The 18,442-nt window shown below is 66.5% G+C and carries 25 protein-coding genes; 19 read left to right on the top strand and 6 right to left on the bottom strand.

All coding sequences use genetic code 11. From position 1 onward, the window contains the following. Positions 1-82 precede the first annotated feature (82 nt). The 12 genes from DK389_RS24925 to DK389_RS24970 all read left to right on the top strand — a co-directional run bounded on the left by DK389_RS24925 (position 83) and on the right by DK389_RS24970 (position 8,993). Positions 83-613, top strand: coding sequence for an HNH endonuclease (locus DK389_RS24925; RefSeq protein ID WP_109893662.1), 531 nt, complete (start codon positions 83-85; stop codon positions 611-613). Beyond that, the gene (locus DK389_RS24930) at positions 613-1,572 is read left to right on the top strand and encodes a PD-(D/E)XK nuclease family protein (RefSeq protein ID WP_109893664.1); all 960 of its coding nucleotides are present in this window, start codon (positions 613-615) and stop codon (positions 1,570-1,572) included. Before DK389_RS24925 ends, DK389_RS24930 begins: the two co-directional genes overlap by 1 nt. Further along, complete coding sequence (locus tag DK389_RS24935; protein ID WP_194075108.1) at positions 1,569-2,207, top strand: methyltransferase; 639 nt, start codon at positions 1,569-1,571, stop codon at positions 2,205-2,207. Before DK389_RS24930 ends, DK389_RS24935 begins: the two co-directional genes overlap by 4 nt. Continuing rightward, positions 2,204-2,371 (top strand): hypothetical protein, encoded by a 168-nt coding sequence (locus DK389_RS32865; protein WP_162560838.1) that lies wholly within the window; start codon positions 2,204-2,206, stop codon positions 2,369-2,371. Before DK389_RS24935 ends, DK389_RS32865 begins: the two co-directional genes overlap by 4 nt. Beyond that, positions 2,365-4,005: a DEAD/DEAH box helicase gene (locus tag DK389_RS24940; RefSeq protein WP_109893666.1), complete on the top strand. Its 1,641-nt coding sequence runs from the start codon at positions 2,365-2,367 to the stop codon at positions 4,003-4,005. The genes DK389_RS32865 and DK389_RS24940 overlap by 7 nt, the downstream gene beginning before the upstream one ends. Then, positions 4,002-4,421 (top strand): DUF6511 domain-containing protein, encoded by a 420-nt coding sequence (locus tag DK389_RS24945; RefSeq protein ID WP_109893668.1) that lies wholly within the window; start codon positions 4,002-4,004, stop codon positions 4,419-4,421. The genes DK389_RS24940 and DK389_RS24945 overlap by 4 nt, the downstream gene beginning before the upstream one ends. Before the next feature lies 1 nt (position 4,422). Then, the gene (locus DK389_RS24950) at positions 4,423-5,160 is read left to right on the top strand and encodes a hypothetical protein (protein WP_109893670.1); all 738 of its coding nucleotides are present in this window, start codon (positions 4,423-4,425) and stop codon (positions 5,158-5,160) included. Beyond that, positions 5,157-6,884: a DUF3987 domain-containing protein gene (locus DK389_RS24955; RefSeq protein WP_109893672.1), complete on the top strand. Its 1,728-nt coding sequence runs from the start codon at positions 5,157-5,159 to the stop codon at positions 6,882-6,884. Before DK389_RS24950 ends, DK389_RS24955 begins: the two co-directional genes overlap by 4 nt. 132 nt (positions 6,885-7,016) lie before the next feature. Further along, a complete protein-coding gene (locus tag DK389_RS24960; RefSeq protein WP_109893674.1) occupies positions 7,017-7,202 on the top strand; it encodes a hypothetical protein in 186 nt (61 codons plus the stop codon). Further along, complete coding sequence (locus tag DK389_RS35345) at positions 7,192-7,512, top strand: hypothetical protein (RefSeq protein WP_335645499.1); 321 nt, start codon at positions 7,192-7,194, stop codon at positions 7,510-7,512. Before DK389_RS24960 ends, DK389_RS35345 begins: the two co-directional genes overlap by 11 nt. Continuing rightward, the gene (locus DK389_RS35350) at positions 7,509-7,847 is read left to right on the top strand and encodes a Fic family protein (RefSeq protein WP_335645500.1); all 339 of its coding nucleotides are present in this window, start codon (positions 7,509-7,511) and stop codon (positions 7,845-7,847) included. The genes DK389_RS35345 and DK389_RS35350 overlap by 4 nt, the downstream gene beginning before the upstream one ends. A 414-nt stretch (positions 7,848-8,261) precedes the next feature. Next, entirely contained in the window at positions 8,262-8,993 is a 732-nt protein-coding gene (locus tag DK389_RS24970; RefSeq protein ID WP_109893676.1) for a hypothetical protein, read from the top strand. A 171-nt stretch (positions 8,994-9,164) separates the two neighbouring features. Here the strand turns inward: DK389_RS24970 and DK389_RS24975 are convergent, their stop codons facing one another. The 3 genes from DK389_RS24975 to DK389_RS24985 form a co-directional block, all read right to left on the bottom strand. Further along, positions 9,165-9,419 carry a hypothetical protein gene (locus DK389_RS24975; RefSeq protein WP_109893678.1) on the bottom strand — a complete coding sequence of 85 codons (255 nt, stop codon included), beginning with the start codon at positions 9,417-9,419 and terminating at the stop codon, positions 9,165-9,167. 133 nt (positions 9,420-9,552) lie between these two features. Beyond that, entirely contained in the window at positions 9,553-9,783 is a 231-nt protein-coding gene (locus DK389_RS24980; RefSeq protein ID WP_109893680.1) for a hypothetical protein, read from the bottom strand. Between the two features lie 126 nt (positions 9,784-9,909). After that, a complete protein-coding gene (locus DK389_RS24985) occupies positions 9,910-10,302 on the bottom strand; it encodes a hypothetical protein (protein WP_236960352.1) in 393 nt (130 codons plus the stop codon). A gap of 249 nt (positions 10,303-10,551) precedes the next feature. Between DK389_RS24985 and DK389_RS24990 the strand changes: the two genes are divergently transcribed. Next, positions 10,552-11,070, top strand: coding sequence for a hypothetical protein (locus tag DK389_RS24990; RefSeq protein WP_109893684.1), 519 nt, complete (start codon positions 10,552-10,554; stop codon positions 11,068-11,070). A 109-nt stretch (positions 11,071-11,179) separates the two neighbouring features. Here the strand turns inward: DK389_RS24990 and DK389_RS24995 are convergent, their stop codons facing one another. Further along, a complete protein-coding gene (locus DK389_RS24995) occupies positions 11,180-11,461 on the bottom strand; it encodes a DUF6522 family protein (RefSeq protein WP_236960353.1) in 282 nt (93 codons plus the stop codon). Between the two features lie 97 nt (positions 11,462-11,558). On the opposite strand from DK389_RS24995, the gene DK389_RS25000 reads away from it, so the two are divergent. Next, positions 11,559-11,783: a hypothetical protein gene (locus DK389_RS25000; RefSeq protein ID WP_109893686.1), complete on the top strand. Its 225-nt coding sequence runs from the start codon at positions 11,559-11,561 to the stop codon at positions 11,781-11,783. 61 nt (positions 11,784-11,844) lie between these two features. On the opposite strand, the gene DK389_RS25005 is transcribed toward DK389_RS25000, so the two are convergent. Together DK389_RS25005 and DK389_RS35025 are read right to left on the bottom strand one after the other, a co-directional pair. Next, on the bottom strand, positions 11,845-12,081 hold the full coding sequence (locus DK389_RS25005) for a hypothetical protein (protein WP_109893688.1): 237 nt from the start codon (positions 12,079-12,081) through the stop codon (positions 11,845-11,847). Between the two features lie 132 nt (positions 12,082-12,213). Continuing rightward, the gene (locus tag DK389_RS35025; RefSeq protein WP_257791912.1) at positions 12,214-12,348 is read right to left on the bottom strand and encodes a hypothetical protein; all 135 of its coding nucleotides are present in this window, start codon (positions 12,346-12,348) and stop codon (positions 12,214-12,216) included. A 220-nt stretch (positions 12,349-12,568) separates the two neighbouring features. Between DK389_RS35025 and DK389_RS25010 the strand changes: the two genes are divergently transcribed. The 5 genes from DK389_RS25010 to DK389_RS25030 are packed head-to-tail and all read left to right on the top strand — an operon-like array spanning position 12,569 to position 18,441. Beyond that, a complete protein-coding gene (locus DK389_RS25010; RefSeq protein ID WP_109893690.1) occupies positions 12,569-13,189 on the top strand; it encodes a hypothetical protein in 621 nt (206 codons plus the stop codon). Beyond that, complete coding sequence (locus tag DK389_RS25015; protein WP_109893692.1) at positions 13,137-15,239, top strand: phage terminase large subunit family protein; 2,103 nt, start codon at positions 13,137-13,139, stop codon at positions 15,237-15,239. The genes DK389_RS25010 and DK389_RS25015 overlap by 53 nt, the downstream gene beginning before the upstream one ends. 14 nt (positions 15,240-15,253) lie before the next feature. Beyond that, complete coding sequence (gene gpW / locus DK389_RS25020) at positions 15,254-15,526, top strand: gpW family head-tail joining protein (protein ID WP_109893694.1); 273 nt, start codon at positions 15,254-15,256, stop codon at positions 15,524-15,526. Continuing rightward, entirely contained in the window at positions 15,526-17,172 is a 1,647-nt protein-coding gene (locus DK389_RS25025) for a phage portal protein (protein ID WP_109893696.1), read from the top strand. The genes gpW and DK389_RS25025 overlap by 1 nt, the downstream gene beginning before the upstream one ends. 12 nt (positions 17,173-17,184) lie before the next feature. Then, entirely contained in the window at positions 17,185-18,441 is a 1,257-nt protein-coding gene (locus DK389_RS25030) for a S49 family peptidase (RefSeq protein WP_109893698.1), read from the top strand. The last annotated feature ends 1 nt before the right edge of the window (position 18,442 follow it).

The raw sequence follows: 18,442 nt of genomic DNA on the forward strand, positions 1-18,442 counted from the left end.
GGCGGCCGGCTCGGCCCTCCAAGACTTCGCCGGCCGCCCTTCCACCCTGTCCGACTTCTTGAGCCAAACGGAGCACCGTTTCATGGCACGGCACTTTCTCGTCTCAAAGGGACTGGACGATCTTAGTTGGCTGCGTGCGCACCTAGCTTACGATGGGACAACGGGTATCGTGCGCTGGATCAAAGCTCCTGCGCCGCATCTGCAATATCTCGTCGGCACGCCCGCTGGGTGTCGTCGCCCAGATGACAATTATCTCAGGATCGTTATCGGTCAGCGCAAGATCGGCGCGCATATTGTGGCGTGGGCTCTCCATCACGGCGAATTGCCGGATGGGATCGTAGATCATAGAGATTGCGATACTTTCAACAACAAGCTTTGCAATTTGCGTCTTGCTGATGAGCGCGGCAATGCTGCCAACAGGCAGATCGCGAAGAATAATACTTCTGGCTTCAAGGGGGTGAGTTGGTCGAAGCAAAGACGGAAATTTAAGGCTTATATTAAGACGAACGACCGGCAGATTCACCTTGGGCTGTTCGACACAGCTGAAGCTGCGTCTGCGGCGTACACCGCAGCTGCCGATAGGATTTTTGGCGCTTTTGCGAGGGCCGCCTGATGGCCGCGCTCCCGCCGCCCCTCTCACACACCGCACTCGCCATCGACGCTGCCTTCGTGGCGGCTGCGCGCGACGGCGATAGCGCCGGCGTGCCGATGTCTCAGGTCATCAATCCCTGTGACCGGGCACTCTGGTACGCCTTCCGCTGGGCCGCCCCGCCCGAGAGCGCTGAGGGGTCCCGCCAGCGCCGCTTCAACACCGGCAACATCTACGAAGGCCGTCTGCTCGACATGCTCCGCATGATCGGCGCCGACGTGCAGGAGATCGACGAGACCACCGGCAAGCAGATCCGGGTCGATCTCGCTGGCGGCCACCTTCGCGGCAAGCTCGACGGGGTCGCGTCCGGCCTGCCCGAGGCGCCGACGGCGCCGCACGCGGTCGAGTGCAAAAGCGCCAACGACAAGTCGTTCAAGGCGATCGTGAAGGGCCCAATCCGCGAGACGAAGCCCGAGCACTTCGCGCAGATCCAACTCTACATGCACGCGCTCGACCTGCGCCGCGGGCTCTACATGCTCGCCAACAAGAACGACGACGCGATCCACTGCGAGCGCGTCGAGTACGACCCGGCGTTCTGCCTGGCGCTGGTCGCCCGCGTCGAACGCATCGTGGCCACACCGAGACCGCCGGCCCGGCTCTACGAGGACCCGACTTCGAAGGCGGCTTTCGCGTGCCAGTTCTGCCCCGCCCGGGCGATCTGCCATGAGGGCGCATTTCCGCGCCAGAACTGCCGGACCTGCCTGTCCTCGACGCCGAGCGACGGCCCGCGCTGGGACTGCGAGCGTCACAGGCGCCGGCTGTCCTACGATGCGGCCCAGGCTGGCTGCAACGCGCACCTCTTCATCCCGGACCTCGTCCCCGGCGAGCAGGTCGACGCCGATCCGACGCGCGGGACGGTGACCTATTGCATGGGCGACGGCTCCACGTGGGTCGACGGCGCTGGCCAGGGGAGGGCGGCGTGAGCCAGAACCTCTCACACGCCGTCATGGCGCAGCGCCACGAGGCGGCCGATTCTTTCGACCTGTTCCCGACCCCGCCGTGGGCTACGCGCGCCCTGTGCGAGTTCATCGGCGTCGACCGCGACCTGAAGCGCCGGCGTGCCTGGGAGCCAGCCTGCGGCCTCGGGCACATGGTGCGGCCGCTCTCCGAGTATTTCGAGATGGTCTACGCCTCCGACGCGGTGAATTACGGCCACGGCGCGGTCCGGGATTTCCTCTTTCCGGGTGACGAGCCGGCCTTCGACTGGATCATCACGAATCCTCCGTTCCGGCTCGCCGAGGAATTCGCGCACACCATGATCGACCGCGCCAGCGAGGGCGCCGCGATCTTGGTCCGGACGGCCTTTCTGGAGAGCGTCGGCCGGTACGACTCGCTGTTCTCGAAGCGGAAGCCGACCGCGATCCTGCAGTTCTCCGAGCGCGTGCCCATGCACAAGGGCCGCTTGGAACCCAACGGCTCCACGGCCACCGCCTATTGCTGGATCGTCTGGGAGACGCGCCCGCACCGCCCGTGCGCCAACGGCGTGCCGGCCTTCGTGTGGATTCCGCCCTGCCGGCGCAAGCTGGAGCGGCCGGCCGACTACGAGGTGGCAGCATGACCCGCCCTGCCGACCCCACGCTCTTGGAGCTCTACGAGAACGCCCTGCGCGACATCGCCGAGATCCTGGCCGACGCCACCGAGGAAGTGGCGCTCGCGGCCCTGCAGATCGCGGCCGACGTGCTCGCCGATCGCCTCAACGAGATGGAGGTGCGGCAATGCTGAGCCTCCGCCCCTACCAGCGCGCCAGCTTGGACGCGCTCTACGAGCACTGGCAGGACGGCGGCGGCAACGGCTTGATCGTTCTGCCCACGGGCGCCGGCAAGGCGCTCGCCATCGCGGCGCTCGTGCGCGAGACGCTGGAGCGCTGGCCGGACCTCCGGATCTGTATCGTCACGCACGTCCGCGAGCTCGTCAGCCAGAACTTCAAGGAGCTGCTGGGCTACTGGCCCGGCGCGCCGGCTGGCATCTACTCGGCCGGGCTCGGGCGGCGCGATACGCACAGCCGGATCCTGTTCTGCGGCATGCAGTCGGTCTGGAACAAGGTCGGGCGCCTTGGCGGCTTCGATCTCGTCATCGTCGACGAGGCGCACCTCATCCCGCGCTCGTCGGACACCAGCTACGGCAAGTTCCTCTCCGGCCTGCAGGCCGTGACGCCGGATATGCGTGTGGTCGGCCTCACCGCGACGCCCTACCGGCTCGATTCCGGCCGGCTCGACGAGGGTGACGGCCGGATCTTCGAGCGCATCGTCTTCGAGGCGAATGTCGGCGATTTGATCCGCGACGAGTACCTGTCGCCGCTCGTCAGCAAGGCAACCGCGACGAGCTTCGATCTGACCGGCGTCGGCAAGCGCGGCGGCGACTACATCCCGGGCCAGCTCGAGGCCGCGGTCAATCACGACGACATCACGCAGAGCGCGGTGTCCGAGATGGTCGCGCTCGGCCAGGACCGGCGCGCCTGGCTCGCCTTCTGCGCCGGCGTGAAGCACGCCGAGGCCGTGCGTGACGCGATCCGGGCCCGCGGCCTGACCTGCGAGGCCGTGTCCGGCGAGACGCCGTCGGGCCAGCGTGACGCCATCATCAACGCGTTCCGGGCCGGCCGCATCCGGTGCCTGACCAGCGTCGGGGTGCTTTCGACCGGGTTCAACGTGCCCCACGTCGACCTCGTCGCGCTGCTGCGCCCGACGGCGTCCACGGGCCTGTACGTGCAGCAGGTCGGGCGCGCCCTGCGGCGCGCGCCGGGCAAGACGGACGCGCTCATCCTCGACTACGCCGGCCTCGTAAAGGCGCACGGCCCGATCGACGCGATCACGGCGCGTGGCAAGCCGAAGGCGGCCGCGAAGGAGGGCGAGGAGGAGGTCCGCGCCAAGGAGTGCCCGGATTGCCGGAGCCTCGTCGCGCTCAACACCCGGATCTGCACGACCTGCGGCCACGAGTGGATCCGCGACGAGGCGCCGAGACACGACGCCGTAGCCGACGCCGTGCACGCCATCCTGTCGCTCGACGGCCCGCCCTGGCTCACCGTTACCGGCATGTCGTTCGCCCGGCACACCAAGCCCGGGTCGCCCGACAGTCTCCGGGCCGAGTTTCACTGCGGGGTCTCCACGTATCGGCTCTGGGTCTGCCTGGAGCACGGCGGCACGGCGGCGCGGAAGGCCTGTGACTGGTGGCGCCGGATGGGCGGCGGCGAGCCTCCCGCGACGGTCGAGGAAGGGCTCGCGCGCGCCGACGATCTGGTCTGGCCGCACGAGATCCAGGTCCGGCAGGCCGGCAAGTTCTGGGAGGTGGTCGGCTACCGCTTCGCCGCCGGCGAGGGCTGGTCGAGCCGGGCCGTCAGAGACTTCGACGAGGCTGCGTGACCAAGCACCTCGACAATTCAGAGTCCTGCTTCGTCTGCCGTCGGCGGGCGGACGGGCTCGGGGTGAACCAAGGCAACCGCATCGGATGGCTGTGCCAGCAGTGCGCCGACGGCGGGTACGGCATGAAGGCGATCAGGATGAGTGCCAGATCATTCGACGAGTTCGAGGCGCGGGCCATCGCGGCGGCCGGTGACGCGGCGGGGGCCTACCTCGACAGTGTCGGCCAGACCGATCTGGCGAAGCTCCATCCCGCGAACTGGCGGGTGTTCTGCGAGACCCTGATTACGAGCTTTGGGGACGCGATCCGCCGCGAGGTCGGCAAGGGCGTGCTGCGCGACGGCTTCGGCGAGGTGATCCACGCGCACAAGACCACCGAAGAACTCGAGGCCGAGGCAGCTGGCCAGGAGGCCGCGTGACATGGCGGCCCTGCACTTCACCTTCGATCCGGCCGCTGTTCCGAGGCCGTGCAACTTCTCCGACCTGCCCGACCTGCCGGCGATCGCCCAGCTGAAGGCGCGGCGCCAGTGGGTGGCCTGGAAGTACGTCTACCGCGACGACGGCGGCAAGCCGACGAAGCCGCCGTTCCAGCCCGCGAGCGGCTTGCCGGCGAGCCACAGCAACCCGCGCCACTGGGGCACCTACGACGAGGCCGTGGCGCGCGCGACGCGCTCCCGCATGAGCGGGGTCGGCTACGTTCTGACCTCCGACGACGAACTCACCGGGTTCGACCTCGACAACTGCCGGGATCCGGACACCGGCGAGATCGAAGCCTGGGCGCAGGAGATTGTGGATCTCGGCGAGACCTACTGCGAGGTGTCACCGTCCGAGACGGGCCTGCGCCTCATCGCGCTGGGCAAGGTGACGGCGAGCCTTAAGCGCGATCCGGTCAACGTCGAGATCTACGGCACGCAACGCTACCTCACCATCACGGGCTGGCACGTGCCCGGCACGCCGACCGAGATCAGGCCGGCGCCGCGGACGCTTGCCGCGCTGCAGGCGCGGGTCGGGGCCTTCGATGCCGAGCAGGAACGCCGGAAGGGCGCGGGGCAAAGCGCTATCGGTATACCGATAACGGAACAAAATCAGTCGCTTGGGACGCGGGTCTCCGCCCCCTCTCTCAATCGGGAGAGGGTACGCCATTCTACCGCAACGTGAACACCGCGGCGCTGGCGAACCTGCAGGCCTGGGTGCCGACCATCTTCGGCGCGGCTGCGCGATTCCAGCCCGGCACCGGTGCGTTCCGGGTCTCGTCGAAGGCGCTGGGCCGCAACCTCCAGGAAGATCTCTCCATCGCGCCGAACGGCATCCGGGACTGGGGCGTCGGCGACATGGGCGACGCGCGCCACGGCGCGCGGACACCGATCGATCTCGTGATGGCGTTCGGCTTCGAGCGCGAACCCAAGGACGCCGCGTTCTGGCTCTGCCAGCAGATGGGGAAGGACCCGGCCTCCTTCGGCTACGTCGACCGCGACGCGATCGGCGCTGACATTGCGGCGGGCCTGCTCGCGCGGCAGGTCGTGGAGGCGCCGAACGGCGAGCTCGTCGACGCCGAGACGGGCGAGTTCGTCACGCCGACGATGCCCGAGGTCGCGGTCGGGCAGGACTATCCCGACGAAGCGCTCCGGGTCGATGGCCTCGTTGGCGAGATCGCCGACTGGATCATGGCGACGTCCATGTTCCCCTGCCGCCTCTTCGCGACGGCGGCCGCGCTCTCGGCCGTCGGCGTGGCGGTGGGGCGCCAAGTCTACACGGGCGTGCCGCGGACTGGCACAGCACTGTACTGGCTCGCCATCGCCCCCACCGGCGGCGGCAAGGATCGGCCGCAGGAGGCCATCAAGCAGATGTTCGCCGCGGCCGGGCTGCAGCATCTCGTGAAGCCATCCGTGTCCTCGTCGGCGAAGCTCGGCCTGTCGCTGCTTGAGCGGCCCGTGCAGGTGCAGGTCATCGACGAGGTCGGGAAGGTGCTGCGAAAATTCGTGTCGCGGCACGCCTCCAGCCAGGAGATGGCGCTGCTCGACGACTACTGCTCGGTCTGGGGCAAGAACCTCGGCTCGTTCGAGCCCGAGGGCGTCACGGTGCGCGCGGACACGTCCATCAAACGGCCGAGCCTCACCTTCTTCGGCGCCACGACGCCCACCAACTTCTACTCGCAGCTGCGGTCGGCCCAGGTGGCGGGCGGCTTCCTCAACCGCTTCCTCGTGCTGCAGCGGCACAAGCGGGTCGAGGAGAGCACCGATCTCGTGCCCGAGGACGAGGTGCCCCCGACAATCGTTGAGGCGCTCCGCGCGCTCCGGACGTGGCAGGATGGACGCACGCTGAGCCACGCGCCGAGCTCCATGGCAGACGACGCGGAGAACCCGCCTGCCCCCTTCATCGTGCCGATCGCGCCGGACGCCGAGACGTTGCTTGGCGAAGCGCGGGTACGGGCCAGGGCCATGATCGTGGCGTCCGACGACGATTCCGTGCTCGAGGTCTATGCGCGCTCGGCCGAGATGGTGAAGCGCCTCTCCCTTGTCCTGGCCTGCGGACGGCACTGGCGTGACATGAGCGCGTGCCGGATTGAGGCGAGTGATGTGGGCTGGGCCTCAAGCCTCGTCGACTGGTGCATGGCGTCCTTCGTGGACGGCCTGCGCAACCACATGTCGGAGAACGAGCATCAGGCCAACGCGAAGATGGTGCTGGCGCTCATTCGCACCGCCAAGGGCCGACGCATCACGCGTTCCGATCTTTACCGAAAGGTCGATGGCCGACTGCAGGTGCGCGATCTAATCGGCATTCTAAGCGGATTGGCCGAGGCCGGAAAAATCGAGGTACTGGAGGAGAAACCGCCGGAGGGCTCGAAAGGCGGCCGCCCGAAAACGATATACGTGCTTCGTTGACGGCCCTTTCACTGCCACGTGCCACGCGATGCGTGGCGCGCAAAACCCGCTGGGGAGAATTTTTTTCGAACCGGCTCGCCAGCGCGTTAATGGGGTACTAGCGTCCGTCAATGCGAGTCAGGAGGCATGGCAATGAGTGAGGAACTGCTGGAGCTCGTGCGGCGTGCCCGCGAGGTCGAGATGACGCCCTCGCAGCTGCGCGAGCAGCGCCAGAGCTTCGTGTACGGCAACACGCACATCGAGAACGAGCGCATCACGCGCGAGATGGTGGCGGAGGCCGACCTCAAGGTGGAGCGCGAGGACAACGGTGGCCGGTGATCGCCACAGCGTCGCCGAAACCGCGGAGCTGATCACCGACGAGGTCGAGAAGGCCAAGCGCGAAGCGGAAAACGGCGTCAGGCAATATCAGATGGCCCTGGAGATGATCCGGGGCCATGTGCATGATCAGGAGCGCCCGTTCCGACTGCGTCAGAGCACGATCCTTGCGCTGCATGAGACCGCGCTGAAGGGCATCCATCCGCTCGCCGGCACCTTCCGCAATACGCCTGTTTCAATCGGGCAGAGCACGCACAAGCCGCCGGCGGCCTGCACGTCAGCGACGAGGTCTCGGACCTCTGCGAGTACGTGAACACGAACTGGAGAACGGCTTCGGCCATTCATCTAGCCGCCTACGTGCTCTGGAAACTGAACTGGATCCACCCGTTCGCCGACGGGAACGGCAGGACGTCGCGCGCTGTGTCCTACGTCGTCATGAGCATCAAACTGGACAGTTTGCTGCCAGGCACGCCGACGATTCCGGAGCAGATCGCAGCCGACAAGGGACCGTATTACGACGCGCTGGAGGAGGCCGATTCCCATTGGACCAAGGACGCCATCGACGTGTCGTCGCTTGAGAAGATGCTCGAGTCGATGCTCGCCAAGCAGCTGCTCCATGCCGCCAACGAGGCGGCAGGCCAAAAATAGACCGCGCCGCCTTTCGCTTCACAGCCCCGCTTCGGCGGGGCTTTTTCGTGCGCCATCCACAGGCAGGGTTTTTACGGGAGCCGGAGGTTTTTGCGGTCCGCAATAACCCTCCGCGGCATCGACACGCTTGGGTTTTTACCGGGTTTTTGCAGGGACACTCGACCGCAAAAACCTCCACAGCCAAGAGATTGATATATAAGGTAGAAAAAGAATTTTTTCTGTTATTACAGTTATTACGGGTTCCTGCCTCTCACATTTTTTCTGAGGCCATTTTCCCCCTCGTTTCTGGGGCCACCCGTAAAAACCCCAAAAACCCATTGGGCGCGCTCGGGCTTGCCTGGTGCCACCCGCCCGCTATTCTCCACCCCGCGTATCCCGACCGTGACCGCGGCGACCCCGAGAGAGGCCGCCGTGATGAACCTGCAAGACGTTGCCCGCCAGACGAAGGCGCTGGCGAAGAAAAAGAAGCTCAGCCGCCCGGCGCGCAAGCGCCGGTTGTCGCGCATGAAGATCCGTCAGCGGGTGGCGATGCCGAGCCCGGAGCGCGTGCGCGCCAGGGCGAAGACCGATCGTTTCGAAGTCGATCAAGATCGCGACTGGATCGTGGTCCGGGCCGAGCAGAACCGCGCCGCGCGTTGCGCTCAGATGCTGCGCGAGGCTGGGCTGCCCGTCTTCGAAGCCCGCCAGGAAGAGCGTCTCGTCGCCGAGAACGGCAAGGCCCGCGTCGCTCAGGTTCCGCTGCTGCGCAGGCTCCTGTTCGTCGGCATCGCGGAAGGCGAGGGGCCCGCTGACCTTGCTGCCGTTCAGCACGTGGAGAGTGTCTGGGCGCTCGGCGAGGGCTCCTGGATCTGGACGCCGCGCGAGTGGCTGGCCAGCGCGAGGCCGATCCGTATCGGACCACTCGCGATGCAGAAGTTCGCTGATCACATCACCGGCCACTGTCGGAACGACAAGCTCGTGCCGGACCTGATCAAGGCGCTCTTCTCGGAGGGCGAGACCATTCGCATCTCCGCTGGGCCATTCGCCGCCTGCACCGGAGTGATTGAGCGGATCGATGCCGCTCGCGGTCGCTACACCGTCGTCGCCGACATCTTTGGGCGGGCAACTCCTGTGGAACTTGCAGAAGATCAGTTGGAAGCCGCTTGACGGATTCGTTTGATGCTGCATCTAGTCGGTCAGGTTATCTGGAGCGTGCGCGTCCTAGACCGCCCCGACTGCCCGCAATGCGGGATGTGTCCTTCAGACCCGGCCCACGGCATCACCGAGGCAGTAGGAGAAATGCGCCGCGAGCGATCAGCCGCTCCAGGGCTTTTTGCATTAATTGGCGGGGAAGTCTTCGCGCTCGTAGATTGCCCTGACGTCATCGTAGGCCGTGATCGGCGGCTTGCCATCAGGGAGGATGATGTTGACTGACCGCCTCGGCGAGCCCCGCCATTCATCCATGATCATCAGGACGGCATCCTTCAGACTACAATCCCGTTTGCCGCTCGACGCTGCAGTGTCTTTGGATGACGTAGTGGCGTCTTCATTCCAGATGACGGTGACGATCTCGTCGTAATCAACGGGCTCCAACTGCCCCTCCTTCGATTTGGCCGGGCCTCATGCCCGCACTTGAGGCCGAGCATAGGTCAGGCAGGCGGCTCCGAGGACGGCATGTAGACCCCGAGCTGAGCCGGCTTCTTTGATCAGAATCTGCCCAGCGCACTTAACTGCCCGAAAAATCTGGCAAGATCTCTGTCTCGACGATCTTCTTCGCGGCTTTCACGTGGCTCGCTTGTGACCGCTCCAACTCGTGCTTTGCTGAGGAGACGATTTCTCGCGCCTCGGTTTGCGAAAGCACACCCTTCGCCGCAAGGTCTTTGATCAGCGCCACTGTGAGGGCCGCGGCCGCAAGCCCGTAAGCCTGCGGATTGTGCTTACAGTCGCTCCAGTCCATGCCGGCTTCTCCTCTTAGTTTCGGCGAGACGAGACCTTTTCGGGGCCGTTGTACGGGACTAGCCCGTTGCCCGGAGGCGCCAATGTTCGACCCGCATTCTCAGGCAGCTCCGCTGCGGCTCGCTCATCAGATGCCGATGCTGGCTGCCCCGGCCTCTGCGGCTTGATGAGCGGTAGCGCCGGCGCGCAGAGCGTGGGCAATCGCAGTGGATGCGGTGTCAACAGCCTGAGATCGCTTGTCGCCATAGTTGTAGCTGTTGTTACCACCTCCGCCGAGCCGGGCGTGGTAGCTATCCGGGTATCTGGCGTTCATCCGTCCCTTCAGCATCGCGGAAGCGGCGTTGTAGTCTTCCTCGAAGTTCCGCCTATAGTAGACCATCGGGCCCGATGACTGCCCCCTCTCGGCGTTGTCGGCCAGTCTGCGGCCCTTCCGATCAGCTTGAGCACCGAATATCAGCCATTTCAGATTGGCCATCAGATAGGAAAAGGCTGTCATTTCGCGCACTCGATCGGCCGACATCGCAGAATTGCTGCAGTCCGACTACCACACTTCTTGCTGATACGGTCCGAAATAAATAGCGAGGCTCGTGCCCTTGGCCCACCCCCGCCTCTCCGACCTCCTCATCCTCTCCATCTGCGCCTGGGAAATCTGGGCCCTCGCTGTGATCGAGATGCCGGGTGCGGTGATGCGGGAGATGGGGCTGTGCTGACTCTGGATCTGAGCGCGTTGGAGCGCGCGGCCCAGAGTGTAGGCGCATCTGCCGATCAGATGCCATTCGCAATCAGCCGCACGTTGAACCAAGCCGTGCTGAGGACACGGGATCGCCTCGCGGACGAGACCTGGCCGTCTCACGTCAAGGTGCGGAACAGGGCCTTCATCAAGGCCGCTCTTCGCCAGCCTGAGTTCTCGAAGAAGACCGATCTGCGCGTCGCCCTCGTGGACCGCATCGGCAGGGCAACGCTGAACCTGCACGACAAGGGTGGCGTGAAGCGGGCTCAGTCCGGCCGCTTCGCCATCCCGACCTCGCGGGTGCGACGCGGCTCGAAGGGTGTGGTCGCCAGCCAGCGACCCGGCAACCTCAAGCGCAAGGTCGTGAAGGACGGCCTCATCTTCCAGGCCGTCGGCAAGGGCAAGACCCAGAGGCTGCAACTGATGTTCAAGCTGCAAGCCGCGACGCGTGTGAAGGCCGACGTCCCCTTCCGGCGCGACTTCGCCCGCTTCATGCAGGAAGAGATGCGGCGCGAGCTACCCAAGGCGGTGGCGCAAGCCATGCGGACGAGGCGGTAGAGTTGCCGAAGCCGATTCCCAGGAGCGCCCTGCAGCTCCGACGCGTCATCAAGGGTCACCCATCACCCGGCGGCCAAGGACTGCCCGGACGATGCTACGTGATGGGTGCTTAATGGGTAAATCCATTCAGCCGCGTCGTGTCCGGCAGCCGGCTCTCGTCGATCAGAGCGCCCGTCAAGTCGAAGACGCCTTCCCAGCCGGCCTGCTCGGTTCGAACGGTCACCCGGGATTTGCCCTCGTCTGCACCGATCCCCGAAACAACACGGCAGACGACGAGGCCAAGCTCGTCCAGTCGGCGCAGTTCAGTCGCATCGGTGCCGAGCTTCGCTGCAAGCTCGTGTGGGTCGACAATCCATTTGTCGTGAAGGTCAAATTTCAGGCGCATCGCCATGCCCTCCCTCAGCTCGACAGCAGAGACGGGCTGAGACTGACCGTATCACCCTTTGATCTTGAGGAGTCGGAAAGTTACTTGCTCAAGGAGCGCGCCCATGACGCCGACTGAGCGCGCAGCCCTGGAGGATGCCCGCGCGGCCTGCCTCGCCAGCGCCGAGGCGATCGCGGCTGTGCTGGCAGGGGCTGAGCCCTTAGCTGCGCGTCCCGGCAGAGACCCCTTCGTCCGGCTCAAGGTCATTGCCTCGGCTTGGGGAATCACCGAGGGCGGCGTCTACAAGCAGCTCCCGCGATTGCGGCGCGAGAACCCTGAGTGGGTTTAACGTCGCGGCAAGCGCTGGCGGCTGCACGAGGATCTGATGCGGTGAGCGCCTTCGCTTCAGTTCAGGCCGCCTGCGCATCCTCAATGTCGAAGAGGACCCCTCGTCCACTGAGCACGTCGGCGATGCGCGCCTTCATCTCGGACGTGAGATCAGCGACTCGCATGTGGACTGTGCTGCTTCGGGGAGTGCCCGTCACCCACATCCGATACTGCAGCCCTTCACCTCGAAGCGGCGCGAGATGACGCTCGGCAGTATCCTGGATGAGGACGTTGTTCAGGGTGATCAGCTTCTCATACACCGGCGGGACCTCTCAATCGACCTAGGTCAACGGACCGGGCGGAGAACCGTGCCTGCGACAAGTGCGTGGCATGGAGCTCTGAGAGGTGCAGCGGGAGGCGACGTGGTGAGCGCGCTCGCCTTGATCTGCACGTCAGGACAGGAAAGGCTGAGCGAGCAACGTCAGCATGCAGGCAAGTGCCAAGCTGAAGCTGGTGTGCGCAAAGGAGATGAGGGGATCGCGGTCGCGGACATGTCCGATGCTTCGGAGATCGCCGACCTTGGCCATAGCGTGTCTCCAATCGCCGAAAGCTGTCATCGCGACCACATCGGCGAATCACCTCCTAGCCTACGAGCCGGATGCTTCGGATCGCAAGCTATTTGCCGATTGGATGTTCGCCGGGTCCTTCCTGGGTGGGGGAGGTGTCGAGGGTCCGCCCGAGTTCGGGACATGTGTAGCGTTCGGGTTCCAAAACCCCGTAACAGGTAACGGGTAACAGGTAACGGGCATGGCGGCGGAGGTAACGCAGGCCGAGTTCGCCCGTTTGCGAGGCGTCTCGCGCAAGACGGTGACGGAGTGGAAGGCCAAGGGCCTGCTCTCCATGACCCCCGCGGGGCTGGTGAAGGTCGAGGAGTCGGAATGGCTTCTCGCCGACCGACCTCAGAACTATCGGGGCGGCGCCACCAACCGAGGCGCGCGCGCTGAAGCCCCATCAGCTAAGCCCGCCGCCGCGAGGCCGGCGCCCGTTGAGGCGGCGACCGGTGACGCGCAGGCCGTGGAAGCATCGGAGATCCTGACCCAGTCGCCCGCGCAGATCGCCGAGGCGCTGGGCTGGACAACCGCCGAGGCGCAGCGGGTCAAAGAGATCTACCTCGCGCTGCTGCGGCGCCAGGAATACGAGGTCGAGCAAGGCAAGCTCGTGCAGATCGAGGCCGTGGCCGCTCAGGTCGAGCGAGAGTACGCGGTGGTGCGAGAGCGGCTGCTGGCGATCCCGGGCAAGCTGGCCTCGAAGCTGGTCGGACTGGATCGGGCTGAGATCGACGCCGCGCTCCTCGCCGAGGTCTCCGAGGCGTTGAATGAACTGCATGACCCCGGCGACGGCGCTGGCGGGATGGGCGGCGCTCGCTGACCGCCTCGCCCGAGCGCGAAACGCCCTCAAGCCGCCTCCGCGGCTCAACCTAATCGAATGGGCGGACGAGTACCGGTACGTCAGCCTCTCGTCATCGCCCGGCAAGTGGCAGACGCGCTCGCAGCCGGTCGCCTATGGCCCGATGCGAGCCGTGACGGAGAGCGACACGCACAAGGTCACGGTGATGGCCGGCACGCAGGTCGTGAAAAGCGAGCTGCTGAAGAACGTCGCCTACTACTACATCCACCAGGAGCCATCGCCGATCCTGTTCGTGCAGCCCTCGCAGGGCGCTGCGGCCTCGTTCTCCAAGGAGCGCTTCGCGCCCGACGTGCGGCGGATGCCGGAGCTTCAGGCGATCATCGAGGCGCCAAAGGCTCGAGACAGCGACAACACGATCACGCACAAGGAGTACCCGGGCGGCCCCCTCGACTTCGTCGGAGCTAACTCGCCGACTGATCTCGCCAGCCGTCCGAAGCGGATCATCCTGTGCGACGAGATCGACAAATACCCGCCGAGCGCCGGCCCCGAAGGCGACCCGCTCGTCCTCGCTGAGGAGCGGGCCTCGACCTACGAGGATCTGGGCCTCGCGAAGTTCGTCCGGGTCTGCTCGCCAACGGAGGAGGGCACGTCTCGCATCGGGCGAGAGTACGAGGCCAGCGATCAGCGTCGTTGCTTCGTCGCGTGCCCACACTGCGACCATGCCCAGACGCTGACCTGGGCCAAGGTCAAGTGGGAGAAGGTGCTGGAGGACGGCACCGTCACGATCGACGTGCCGGAGGGCGCCAGCGTTCGCGAGCACCGACCGGAGACGGCCGGCATCGCCTGCGAGGATTGCGGGGTCATCTGGACCGAGCGCGACCGTCTCAGGGCGCTGCAGGCTCTGGAGCACGCACCGGACTACGGATGGCGCCAGACCCGCCGTTTCGTCTGCTGCGAGGTGCGGCAGGAGCCGAGGAACTGGGACGATCGCGGGCGAGCCCGCTGCGAGGTCTGCGAAGCACCGGCCCGGTACGACGGGCACGCCGGGTTCGCGATCTCGAAGCTCTACTCGGCGCGCCACAAGCTCTCCCGGGTGGTGCGCGAGTTTCTGTCCGCGGTCGGCGACCCGGAGCTACTGAAGAAGTTCACGAACACGGCGCTGGCCGAGTTGTGGCGACCCGCCGGGATCGAGGCCTTGGACGGATCACGCCTGATCGAGCGCGCCGAATCCTACGGGCCGCAGGACTTGCCCGAGGCGGTTCGCGCCATCACCGGCTTCGCCGACGTGCAGGGTGACCGTCTAGAGGTCCAGCTGGTCGGGTGGGGCGACGATGAAGAAGCCTGGCCCTTCCTCTACGAGATCATCCCATTCGACCCGGCCCAGCCGCAGGCTTGGCGCGAGTTGGACCGAATCCGACTTGATGCCTACCGGACCCGCGACGGGCGAACCCTTCGCGTTGCGGCCCTCGGCGTCGACGTCGGTGGCCATCACGGAGCTCAGGTCTACGCCTACTGCCGGCCTCGCCGGAATCAACGCGTCTTCGCGACCATAGGCTCGGCCGGCAAGCGACCTCTGTGGCCGCTGCGTGCCTCGAAGTCGAAGACGAACGAGCGCTTCTGGATGCTCGGCGTCGATGCCGGCAAGGACGCAGTCTACGGCCGCCTGAAGATCGAACCGCCCGAGGTTGATCAGCGAAAGCCCGGCTTCATCCACTTCCCGGCTGAGCCTGGCTTCGGGGTCGACTACTTCGCCGGCCTCACAGTTGAGCGCCGAGAGACGCGACGCCGGATGGGCCAGCCCTACACCGTGTGGGTCTGCCCGTCGGGCAAGCGCAACGAGCCCCTGGATACGCTGGTCGGGGCGATGGCGGTTCGGAAGAGTCTCCCGCGCCGGCTGGAGCAGACGTTGCAGTACGACACCCGGGCGCACGCTACGGCCGACGAGCCCGATATCGAAGCGGATGCGACCGCCGAGGTCGTGCCCGCACCGCAGCCGCAGGCGCCATCGGTCAGTGTGGCCCGACATCCGAGCCGGCCGCGTGTGATCACCGCTTCGGACCCATACCTCTGACCGCAGGACACGCGATGGCTGATACGGTCACTGATCAGCCGCCTTACACGCTGACGACCGCCCCCGTGGTTGTTTTACGAGTCTGGCTCGCAGAAGCCGAATTGGCCATGCACCAGCTGATGATCGGCAAGAAGGCGGTCTCGACCTCGTATGAGGGCAAGAGCGCGTCGTTCACGCAGGCCAACCGCGACGACCTCGCGAACTGGATCAACCTGCTGAAGGGTCGGATCGCGGGTCTCGACGGCACGCCGTTCGCTCGCCGCCGACCGATTCACCTGAGCTTCTGATGACGGCGTCCAGCATCCCCTGGGTGCATCGCGAGCGCCCCGGCCTCGGCGGGGGTGTCACGGTGCGCCGAACCGCCATGTCGGCCGTGGCTGAGGTCGAGACGGCGCATCACGCCGCCTCGCTCGCGGCGCGCGACATGGCGACCTGGAGCAACTTCCGGATCTCGCCGGATGCGGCTCTGCTGCCCGAGCTCGACACGATCGCGGCGCGGGTCGACGATCTCACCCGCAACAACGGCATCGCGGCGGGCGCCGAGCGGACCTTCGTCGACAACGTCATCGGGCCCCGGGTCCGCTGCAAGCCGAACCCGGATCGCATCGCTCTCGGCCGATCCGCGGAATGGGTCGCGGAGTGGTCGCAGCAGGTCGAGAGCCTGTTCGGTTCGTACTTCGACACCGACTGGTTCGACGCTGGCCTGCGGTATAACGGGCACGTCTCCACGCGCCTCCTCGCCCGCACGATCGCGGCGACGGGCGAGGGCCTGGCGCTGCCGCTCTACACCAAGCGGAACGGCTCGCGCTGGAACACCTGCATCCAGCTCGTCGACCCGGCCCGCCTGTCGAACCCGAACGGCAGCGCCGACACGTCGACCCTGCGTGGCGGCGTCGAGATCGACGCGGTCACCACCGCGGCCGTGGCCTACCACATCCGCAAGAGCCATCCCGGCGACGCCTTCAGCCTTCGCTCCGCCTTCTCGGCCGGGGCGTGGGAGCGGATCCCGGCCTATCAGGCGTTCGGCCGCCGTCGCGTCATCCACGTCTACGAGAGCGAGCGCGTCGGGCAGACCAGAGGCAAGTCGATCGTCGCGGCCGTCGCGCGTCAGTTCAAGATGCTCGACAAGTACGCGGTGGAGCAGGTCCGCCTTGCGGTCTTGAACTCCCTCGTGTTCGGCGCGCTGGAGACGCCGCTCGACCAGCAATCCATCGTTGAGATGATGGGCGGTGCCGGTGCCGACGGGCTCGACGATCCGAGCGCAGCCTTCGCCGCCTATCAGAGCGCGATCAACGAGTGGCGCGTCCAGATGCGAGGCGGCGCCATCATCCCGATGCCGCCGGGCACCAACCTGAAGCCGTTCGCGCCGAACAACCAGAACGCGGCGAGCTTCGAGCAGTTCTTCCGGACCGTGCTGAAGCAGGTCGGTGCCGGCCTCAACATCGGCTACGAGCTGACCAGTAAGGACTTCTCGCAGTCCAACTACTCGTCGGCGCGCGCGGCTCTGCTTGAGGCGTGGCGCTACTTCCTGTCGGTGCGCCAGTTCCTCGTCGACCACTGGCTCGATCCGATCTTCGACCTCTGGTTCGAGGAAGCGGTTCAGCGGGGACTGATCCCGGACTGCACACCCGACGACTACTATCCGAACCAGCGGGCCTGGACGCGCTGCAACTGGACCTTCGCGGGCCGCGGCTGGGTCGATCCGCTGAAGGAAGCGCTCGCCGCCAAGGCGCGCATGGACGGCAACATCTCGACCATGGCCGACGAGTGCGCCGAGCAGGGCAGGGACTGGCGCGAGCAGCTTGAGCAGATGGCTCGCGAGAACGCGCTGGCCGACGAACTCGGCCTGCCGCGCCCTCACGTCGCCAACCCGCGCATCGCGGCGGCCGAGATCGCCGCCGACACCAAGCTCGCAGTCGCGGGCAACGACTGACAGCGAGGAAGCATGTCGAACCCGCTGCTGGCGCGCTTCGCGTCACGGCCCTCTCTCGTCGCGCCCGAGATGCGCGAGTGGTTCGAGGGGTGTCTCACTGCCGCTGCCTCGCATCCGCGCGCGGCCGAGATGCTGGAGGCGAACGCCTACGCCGACGACGGCTTCTGGCCGGCGCCGGACGACTGGCGCGCGGCCTATCGGCCCTATGTCGTTCGAGACGGTGTGCTGCAGATCCCCGTGAAGGGCGTGCTGCTGCACGACTTCTCCTTCGCGCTCGGCGGCTGGGCCACGGGCTACGTCTACATCCAGCGCGCCTTCGACCGCGGGCTGGCCGACCCGACCGTGCGCGGCATCGCCCTCGTCTGCGATAGCCCGGGCGGACACGTGGCCGGCAACTTCGATCTCGTCGACCGCATGTTCGCGGCGCGCGGCACGAAGCCGATCCGAGCCTTCGCGCACGAGGCCGCCTACTCGGCCGCCTACTCCATCGCTTCCGCGGCGGATCAGATCGTGGTGTCCCGCACCGGCGGTGTCGGTTCGATCGGCGTCGTCGCCGCGCACTACGACGTGTCCGGCGCCATGGAGCAGGCCGGGGTGAAGGTCACTTTCATCTACGCCGGCCGGCACAAGGTCAATGGCAACGCCTTCGAGGCGCTGCCCAACGACGTGAAGGCTCGATTCCAGGCTCGCATCGACGAGCTCTACGGGACCTTCGTCACCACCGTTGCCCGCAACCGCGGGCTGAACGAGCAGGCGGTCCGGGACACTGAAGCGCTCTGCTTCACCGCGACCGAGGCCGTGTCGAACAAGCTGGCTGACAGCACCGACACGCTCGACGATGCCGTCGCCGCATTCGCGGCCGACTGCAATCCCTCCCAGGAAGAGGACGAAAACGACATGATCACTCCGGAGGCCCACGAGGCAGCCGTCGCCGCCGCGCGCGCCGACGGGGAGACCGCTGGTCGCAAGGCCGGCGATGCGGACGCCAAGGCTCGGATCAAGGCGATCCAGGGCAGCGAGGAGGCCAAGGGCCGGCAGGCTCAGGCCACGCACCTCGCCATGGAAACCGACATGACGGCGGAGTCTGCGATCGCTCTGCTCGCGACGCTGCCGAAGGCCGAGGGCGCGAAGCCCGGCAACCGCTTCGAGGAAGCGATGGCCGCGGCCGGCAACCCGCAGGTCGGGCTGGAGCCCGCCGCCAACCAGGACGACGGCGTCGCCTACGCTGACGCCTACTTCGCCGCCAAGCGCCAGAAGAGGAGCGCCTGAC

The organism is Methylobacterium durans (assembly GCF_003173715.1).
Taxonomy (GTDB): Bacteria; Pseudomonadota; Alphaproteobacteria; order Rhizobiales; family Beijerinckiaceae; genus Methylobacterium; species Methylobacterium durans.

Coding starts and splice junctions, on each gene's coding strand:
- DK389_RS24930 (WP_109893664.1), top strand. CDS start 613: ATGGCCGCGCTCCCGCCGCCCCTCTCACACACCGCACTCGCCATCGAC.
- DK389_RS24990 (WP_109893684.1), top strand. CDS start 10,552: ATGCCATTCGCAATCAGCCGCACGTTGAACCAAGCCGTGCTGAGGACA.
- DK389_RS25030 (WP_109893698.1), top strand. CDS start 17,185: ATGTCGAACCCGCTGCTGGCGCGCTTCGCGTCACGGCCCTCTCTCGTC.
- DK389_RS24925 (WP_109893662.1), top strand. CDS start 83: ATGGCACGGCACTTTCTCGTCTCAAAGGGACTGGACGATCTTAGTTGG.
- DK389_RS32865 (WP_162560838.1), top strand. CDS start 2,204: ATGACCCGCCCTGCCGACCCCACGCTCTTGGAGCTCTACGAGAACGCC.
- DK389_RS35025 (WP_257791912.1), bottom strand. CDS start 12,348: ATGGCCAAGGTCGGCGATCTCCGAAGCATCGGACATGTCCGCGACCGC.
- DK389_RS25010 (WP_109893690.1), top strand. CDS start 12,569: ATGGCGGCGGAGGTAACGCAGGCCGAGTTCGCCCGTTTGCGAGGCGTC.
- DK389_RS24970 (WP_109893676.1), top strand. CDS start 8,262: ATGAACCTGCAAGACGTTGCCCGCCAGACGAAGGCGCTGGCGAAGAAA.
- DK389_RS24980 (WP_109893680.1), bottom strand. CDS start 9,783: ATGGACTGGAGCGACTGTAAGCACAATCCGCAGGCTTACGGGCTTGCG.
- DK389_RS24985 (WP_236960352.1), bottom strand. CDS start 10,302: ATGTCGGCCGATCGAGTGCGCGAAATGACAGCCTTTTCCTATCTGATG.
- DK389_RS24940 (WP_109893666.1), top strand. CDS start 2,365: ATGCTGAGCCTCCGCCCCTACCAGCGCGCCAGCTTGGACGCGCTCTAC.
- gpW (WP_109893694.1), top strand. CDS start 15,254: ATGGCTGATACGGTCACTGATCAGCCGCCTTACACGCTGACGACCGCC.
- DK389_RS24950 (WP_109893670.1), top strand. CDS start 4,423: ATGGCGGCCCTGCACTTCACCTTCGATCCGGCCGCTGTTCCGAGGCCG.
- DK389_RS24995 (WP_236960353.1), bottom strand. CDS start 11,461: ATGGCGATGCGCCTGAAATTTGACCTTCACGACAAATGGATTGTCGAC.
- DK389_RS25000 (WP_109893686.1), top strand. CDS start 11,559: ATGACGCCGACTGAGCGCGCAGCCCTGGAGGATGCCCGCGCGGCCTGC.
- DK389_RS25015 (WP_109893692.1), top strand. CDS start 13,137: ATGAACTGCATGACCCCGGCGACGGCGCTGGCGGGATGGGCGGCGCTC.
- DK389_RS24960 (WP_109893674.1), top strand. CDS start 7,017: ATGAGTGAGGAACTGCTGGAGCTCGTGCGGCGTGCCCGCGAGGTCGAG.
- DK389_RS25025 (WP_109893696.1), top strand. CDS start 15,526: ATGACGGCGTCCAGCATCCCCTGGGTGCATCGCGAGCGCCCCGGCCTC.